This is a genomic window from Burkholderia sp. GbtcB21, assembly GCF_019091065.1.
GTDB lineage: Bacteria > Pseudomonadota > Gammaproteobacteria > Burkholderiales > Burkholderiaceae > Burkholderia > Burkholderia pyrrocinia_C.
The window spans coordinates 1-229 of record NZ_JAGXKA010000568.1 but is presented as its reverse complement, the minus strand read 5'-3'; the positions used below and the strand labels follow the sequence as shown (position 1 = coordinate 229).

At 63.8% G+C, this 229-nt stretch carries 1 protein-coding gene; it reads left to right on the top strand.

Going from position 1 to position 229, the window contains the following annotated elements; translation table 11 throughout:
• Window positions 1-10 precede the first annotated feature (10 nt).
• On the top strand, window positions 11-229 hold a 219-nt coding region (locus KVT39_RS37675), incomplete at its 3' end, for an endonuclease/exonuclease/phosphatase family protein (protein WP_368858978.1).

Genomic DNA, 229 nt, shown 5'->3' with positions numbered 1-229 from the left:
CGTCAACCAGATCGGCATCCGCACCTCAGCGAAGAAGGGCTTCTACGACTGGCTCGGCGAGCAGTACGCCGATTGCGTGTGCGTGCAGGAAATCAAGGTATCGGCCGTCGACCTGCCGGCCGAATTCGTCGAGCCGCACGGCTTCAGGTGTTATTTCCACCACGCCGAGAAGAAGGGGTACAGCGGCGCGGGCGTGTACAGCCGCCACGGGCCCGACGACGTGGTCATC